General features: G+C 69.4%; 6 protein-coding genes. 3 read left to right on the top strand and 3 right to left on the bottom strand.

Annotated elements, in window-relative coordinates; genetic code table 11:
- Window positions 1-253 precede the first annotated feature (253 nt).
- Window positions 254-1,057: a hypothetical protein gene (locus tag WBA11_RS20200; RefSeq protein ID WP_424522430.1), complete on the bottom strand. Its 804-nt coding sequence runs from the start codon at window positions 1,055-1,057 to the stop codon at window positions 254-256.
- Window positions 1,058-1,228: 171 nt separating this feature from the next.
- Here WBA11_RS20200 and WBA11_RS20205 point away from each other — a divergent pair, with 171 nt between their 5' ends.
- The 3 genes from WBA11_RS20205 to WBA11_RS20215 all read left to right on the top strand — a co-directional run bounded on the left by WBA11_RS20205 (window position 1,229) and on the right by WBA11_RS20215 (window position 4,612).
- Entirely contained in the window at window positions 1,229-2,305 is a 1,077-nt protein-coding gene (locus WBA11_RS20205; RefSeq protein ID WP_424522431.1) for a carboxypeptidase-like regulatory domain-containing protein, read from the top strand.
- A gap of 73 nt (window positions 2,306-2,378) precedes the next feature.
- Window positions 2,379-3,437: a carboxypeptidase-like regulatory domain-containing protein gene (locus tag WBA11_RS20210; protein WP_424522432.1), complete on the top strand. Its 1,059-nt coding sequence runs from the start codon at window positions 2,379-2,381 to the stop codon at window positions 3,435-3,437.
- A 92-nt stretch (window positions 3,438-3,529) separates the two neighbouring features.
- Entirely contained in the window at window positions 3,530-4,612 is a 1,083-nt protein-coding gene (locus WBA11_RS20215; protein WP_424522433.1) for a carboxypeptidase-like regulatory domain-containing protein, read from the top strand.
- Window positions 4,613-5,113: 501 nt separating this feature from the next.
- On the opposite strand, the gene WBA11_RS20220 is transcribed toward WBA11_RS20215, so the two are convergent.
- Both WBA11_RS20220 and WBA11_RS20225 read right to left on the bottom strand, forming a co-directional pair.
- On the bottom strand, window positions 5,114-5,668 hold the full coding sequence (locus tag WBA11_RS20220; RefSeq protein ID WP_424522434.1) for an RBBP9/YdeN family alpha/beta hydrolase: 555 nt from the start codon (window positions 5,666-5,668) through the stop codon (window positions 5,114-5,116).
- On the bottom strand, window positions 5,653-6,441 hold a 789-nt coding region (locus WBA11_RS20225; protein ID WP_424522435.1), incomplete at its 5' end, for a glycine--tRNA ligase. The genes WBA11_RS20220 and WBA11_RS20225, both read right to left, overlap by 16 nt.

Genomic DNA, 6,441 nt, shown 5'->3' on the forward strand with positions numbered 1-6,441 from the left:
GGCGGCGCGCCTGATCGTTCGCGACGGCGACGGCCACGCGGCCGTCCGCACGGTGGCGACCGGAAGGTCAACACCGCTCACGCCGCCGCCCGACCTCGGCGCCCACACCGACGCGGTCCTGTCCGCCCTCGAGGACGCGACGGGGTAGAGTCGGCGCGCTGGAGCCGAGGCCACGCTCGCCCTCAAGGACGGCGCACGATAAAAGGAAGGGGCGAGCGATGCCTAGCCGCCCGCCCCTTCCCTCTTGCCTAGCTTAGCACTCGACGTCCTCGAGGTCGGAGTCCCAGCAGGCGCGCTCGCCGCTGTTGTAGGTGTCGGCCACGATGGATCCCTCGCGTGTGTCGAGGTCCCACACGATGAGCGCGCGGTCGTCCTCTGGCTGGTCGAGCCAGTCGAACGTCTGCTCGTCGTCGTCGGTGCGGTAGAGGACCGTCGAGCCGCCATTGTCACGGCTGTTGGGCACGCTGAACGTGACCTCACGGTCGTCGAGGTCGCGGACGTCGAAGTCGGCCTCGAGAACCGCTAGGTCGGCGGAGCCAACGGAGCCGGCCTCGTCCGGGTTGAACAGGCGCCAGGATCCGGTCTCGCCACTGAGGTCGGTCGTGGCCGTGTAGAAGGTAAACGGGTCGCCGTCCTCGACGGTCGAGGTCAAGCGCCAGTCGATCTCCGATCCGTCCGCGCGGGCCGTCAACTCGAGGTCGACGAGCGTCCCGAGCACGTCGGTCGTGCGCTCCCACGTCCAGACGCCGTCCTCGACGGTCGGCTCGTCGCGCGTGACGCGGCGCGTGGCCTCGACGGGCAAGACGAGGTTGAGGCCGACGACCGTCGACACGATACCGACGCGCGCGGCGGCGTTGAGGTAGTTGGCACCGGTCGCGAGCCGGGCAGTAGACGCGTCGGCCTCGAGGCCGCTGGACGGGCCGGGGAACGCGTCGGCGTTGAGCTCGAACGCGGCCGCGGGGAGCGGCGGCGGGGCATTTCCATCGAGGCCGGTCGAGGACGAGTCGCACGCGACCAGCGCGATGGCGAACGTGAGAACGAACAGGGAGCGAGTCATGGCAAAACAGGTGGTGGGGAGAGAGGCCGAAATCGGTCTCCTGACAACAACGCACGCCGCCCGGAGTCCGTTACACCTCCGCGACGCAAATTCCGGACTCCTCAGAACGCCATCATGACTCTCACCGCACCCTCGGCGCACGACCCTCGACGGATCGGCCGTACGGCCCTGTTGGCACTCTTTGCCCTGGCCTTGGTCGCTTCCGCCTCGGCCCAGACCGCGACCGTCTCAGGCACCGTCCTCGATGCCGACGGCGCGCCGCTCGCGGGCGCCAGCGTCTACCTGTCCGGCACGACGCGCGGCGACGCCGCCGACCGCGAAGGCCGGTTCGAGATCTTGAATGTCGATCCCGGCGCGTATCGCCTGGTCGCGTCGCTCGTCGGCTACGACCCCGCCCTCGAGGACATCACGCTGACGCCCGGCGCCGACCTCGAGGTCACGCTCACCCTCGAGGCCGGCCTCGAGCTGGGCGACGTCGAGGTCGAGGCCGAGTTCGACGACGCGTGGCTGGGTCAGTTCGACCGCTTCTTTACCGCGATCGTCGGCGAGTCGTGGCGCTCCGACTCGACGCTCGTGCTCAACCCGGAGGTGCTCTCGTTCCAAGAGCGCGGCAACCTCCTTACCGCGACGGCCTCGGCGCCGGTCGTGTTCGAGAACCGCGCGCTCGGCTACCGCCTGACCTACGACCTCCGTGTGTTCGAGGCCCGCCCCGACCGGATCCGCTACGACGGCGACGAGCTGTTCGAGGACCTGGAGCCGGCGTCGTGGCGCGACACCGAGCGGTGGCGGCAGGAGCGGGTCGCGGCCTACAGTGGATCGGGCAACCACTTTTTCCGGTCTCTCCTGGCTGGCACCTTTGCCGAAGAGGGGTTTTCGATCTCGCTGATCGCCCCGGACCGCCGCTCTGTTGGCCCCGCTCCCGACGACCTGTTCACTGTCCGCGACGACGGGTGGGGCACCCTGCGCGCACCGGGCGTCTTGATGGTGACCTACGCCGAAGAGGAAGACCCGGCCTACCTGTGGTCCGAGTGGTTCCAGGAAGACCGTGACTTGACGAGCCCCATCCAACGGTCCTTCCTGCAGACGGAGGAGACGACGGTCCTGGTCGATCCGCAGGGCACGCCGACGGACCCGTTCGCGATCTCGGCCGGCGGCTACCTCGGCTTCGAGCGCTTGGCCGACCGCGTCCCCGAGGACTACGACCCCGACGGGCCGGGCGCCGACGAGTTCGCCCCGACCGACTTCTAGCCGCCCTCGAGGGCAGCGACTCGAACGTACGGAGGGACTTGACACGGAGACCGCGGCGGCGTTGACTGTGGACGTGCGCGTCCTGCTCTTCCTCGTCCTCTCGGCCTCCGTCTCGGCTCAGACCGGCGCGGTCTCCGGTGCCGTCCTCGACGCGGAGGGCTCGCCGCTCCCCGGCGCGAGCGTTTACCTGTCCGGCACGACGAGAGGCGACGCCACCGACCTCGAGGGCGCCTTCGACATCCCAGCGATCGAGGCCGGCGCCTACCGGCTGGTCGTCTCGATGCTCGGCTTCGAGACCGACGTCCAGGACATCACGGTCGACAGCACCGACCTCGAGGTCGCAATCGTCCTCGAGGCCGAGCCTCTCGACCTCGGCGTGGTCGAGGTCGAGGCGGAGCGCGACGGGCGGTGGGAACGGCGGTTTCGGCAATTCCGTCACGCCTTGATCGGCGAGTCCTCGAGGGCGGACTCGACACGGATCGTGAACCCCGAGGTGCTGTCGTTCCGCAGCCGGTGGGGCACGCTGCACGCGACCGCCGCCGCGCCGCTCGTCATCGAGAACCGGGCGCTCGGCTACCGGCTCGTCTACGACCTGCACGTCTTCGAGGGCGGCGCGACGAGCATCCGCTACGACGGCGACGAGCGGTTCCATGCCCTCGAGGCCGCGTCCGACCTCGAAGCCGAGCGGTGGGAGTCGGCCAGGCTCGAAGCGTACCGGGGGTCGCTGCGTCACCTGCTGCGGGCTCTGCTAGCGGGCACGGCCGAGGACGACGGGTTCTCGTTCGCCCTCGTCTGGGAGGACCCCTGGGGCGCCCGTCCGACGTTCCGCTCCTCGGCACGCGGCATCATGCACCTCGAGGAAGACGGCTGGGGCACATTGCGCGTCCGCGACCGGCTCGACGTGACGTACACCGAGCCCGAGGACCCGGCCTACCTCGAGTCCGACTGGTTCTCTGAGCGGCGGCGCCGGCCCAACGGCGAGCAGCGGTCGTCGCTGTACGTCGAGCGCGGACGTGCGCGCATCGACCCGCAGGGGACGCCCGTGGACCCGTTCGCGGTCTCGGTCTCCGGCTACCTTGGCTTCGAGCGCTTGGCCGACCGCGTCCCCGAGGACTACGGCCCGGCGCGGTAGCCGCCCTCGAGGGCCGTGAGGCCGGCAGGGCCAGCGACGGTTCTCCGCGTTTGGGTTGACGAGAGGCGGTCATCCGCCGTATCGATGGCGTCATGCGTACGCTTTTGCTCTTCTTGCTCGTCGGCTCGGCCTCGGCCCAGACCGGATCCCTCGTCGGCACGGTCCTGGGCGAGACCGGCGAGCCCCTCTCCGGTGCCACCGTCTACCTCTCCGGTACCACACGCGGCGACGCGACCGACGACGCGGGCCGGTACGAGATCCTGTCGGTCCCCCCCGGCGCCTATCGCCTGGTCGGCTCCCTCGTCGGCTACGAGCCCGTCGTTCAAGAGGTCGACCTCGAGGACGGCGACACGGTCACGACCGACTTCACGCTCTACACCGCCCGACGGACGGTCGGGTTCGTCCGCGTCGAGGCCCCGCGGGACACGCGGTGGACCGGGCAGAACGTGCGGTTCGTGCGCGCCTTCCTCGGGGAGTCGGCCCGCGGCGACTCGGCACGGATCGTGAACCCGGAGGTTTTGGAGTTCCAAGAGCGAGCGGGCGTCTTGCAAGCGGCGGCCGCCAAACCGCTCCTCATCGAGAACCGAGCGCTCGGCTATCTCCTCACCTACGACCTGCGCGCCTTCGTCCAGACGGCCGACGAGGTCCGCTACGACGGCGACGCCCGCTTCGAACCGCTGGATCCTGGGTCCGACCTCGAGGCCGAACGGTGGGCTCGCGCGCGCGCCGACGCCTACCGGGGATCGCTCGCTCACCTGCTCCGCACGCTCGTCGAGGACGACCTCGAGGACTCCGGCTTCACGCTGACGCTGGACGAGGACCGCGCCACCGGCACGATGGGGACGATGGGCCAGGGCGATGCCGCACGCGTCGTCCGCCGCCGCGACGTCTTCCGCCACGACCGCGACGGTGGCGGCGTCCTCCGCTTCCGGGGAGAGCTCGGCGTCCGCTACGACGAGCCCGAGGACCCAGCGTTTGCGCGTTCAGCCCTCGTGCGCGGCGAGAGCCGGCCGACGGCGAACGCTCAGCAGTCTCTCATCGAACTCCGCGCGCCTGAGGTCCGCCTCGACGAGCGCGGCACGCCCGAAGCGCCCCTCGACGTTCTCACGCGGGGCTACATGGGGTTTGAGCGCCTTGCCGACTTGGTCCCGGACGACTACGCCCCGGATCGGTAGGCCACCGTGATCATGAGCGGCTCGGGGCCGTCGTCCGCTGTGCGAGTCCGTAGCGGGCGTGTGACGGGGGGCGAGACGCCTGCCGCCGAATGTGGGCACGGAGTTATCCCGACGGCTCTATACCGCGCACCCTCTCAGGATTCCGAGCCGACACCTCGCTGTGGCCGCTGCCGGCCTCCTCACTGCGTGTTCTAGCGACCCGCCTGCTTCCGACGTCCGTGGCGACAAAGTGGGGGCATTTTAGGACCAAGGTCGTGGAAATGACTCTTTGGGAGCCACGACCTTGAGGACATGCTGACCGTCGTCGGGGCACGGGAGGAGGTCGTTTTAGGGACAGAGAACTCCTCGGTGGCTGTCCGTCAGGCAGTCGCCGCCGCATTGTGGATTCGCTACTTGAGAACGGCTTGTTCGTCGACAACAACGCTGGGTTCGCAGAGCCTGGATACTAACCCGTCGTCCCCGAGCGGCCGCGCCAGATCGCCGACCTCGAGGACACCCGAGCTACCGCCTCACCACCCCACGACGCACGTCGGCCAACAAGGCCTCGCCCTGCGGCCACGGCCCGAACCCGTCCGACGCGTCGACGTGGCCGCACGCACCCAGATCGACGAACTGGGCACCCCATGCCGCGGCGAACGCCCGCGCCCTCGAGGGCGACACGACGGGATCGTCCAGGCTCGCAGCCACGACCGACGCGAAGGAGAGCTGGCGGAGTGGGACCGGCGCGAAGCCCGTCGCGGGGACGGAGAAGCCCGGCGCCTCGGCATCCGTGGGAGCCACCAAGAGCGCGCCGCGCACGTCGCACATCGTCCTCGAGGCCCAGTGCGCGACGGTCAAGCATCCCAGGCTGTGAGCGACCAGCACGCACGGCCCCGACGCGGCGACTGCGTCCTCGAGGACGCCGGCCCAGGCCTCGAGGTCGGGACGTTGCCAGTCGACTTGTTCGATGACCGAGATCCCGTCGGACTCGGCCCAGAGCCGCTGCCAGTGCGGGAGCGGCGAGCCGCCGTAGCCGGGGACGGCCAGGACCGGCAGCACGCCTATCTCGCCGTCCACGCGTCGATCTTGTCCTCGAGGTAGCGCCGCACGTTCTCGGACGGGATCGTGTCCTGGGCCATCGTATCGCGGTCGCGGACTGTAACCGTGCCGTTCTCGATCGTGTCGCCATCGACGGTGATCGTAAACGGCGTCCCGATCTCGTCCTGGCGGCGGTAGCGCCGGCCGACGGCGCCCTTCTCGTCGTAGGTCACGTTGAACTGCTTGCGCAGGTCAGCCTCGATGGCGTGGGCGGCCTCCGGCATCCCACCCTTTTTGACGAGCGGGAAGATGGCCGCCGTGAACGGCGCCAACGCGGGGTGGAACTTTAGGACCGTCCTCGACTCGGTCTTGTCGCCGTTGGTCACCTCCTCCTCGCGGTAGGCATCCGACAGGATCATCAGGATGGTCCGGTCGAGGCCGACCGACGTCTCGACGACGTAGGGGATGTAGCGCTCCTGCGTCTGGGGATCGAAGTACTCGAGCTTCTTGCCGCTGAACTCCTGGTGGCGGCTGAGGTCGAAGTCCGTCCTCGAGTGGATGCCCTCGATCTCGTTCCAACCGAAGGGGAACTCGTACTGGACGTCCTTGGCCGCGTCGGCGTAGTGGGCCAGCTTCTCGTGGCCGTGCCACCGCAGCTTCGAGGGCTGGATGCCGAGCCCGACGTGCCACGCCATCCGCTTCTCGGCCCACTCTTGGTAGGCCTCGAGCTGCGAGCCCGGCTTGACGAAGTACTGCATCTCCATCTGCTCGAACTCGCGCATCCGAAAGATGAACTGGCGCGCGACGATCTC

It is taken from the genome of Rubrivirga sp., from assembly GCF_049648075.1.
Taxonomy (GTDB): domain Bacteria; phylum Bacteroidota; class Rhodothermia; order Rhodothermales; family Rubricoccaceae; genus Rubrivirga.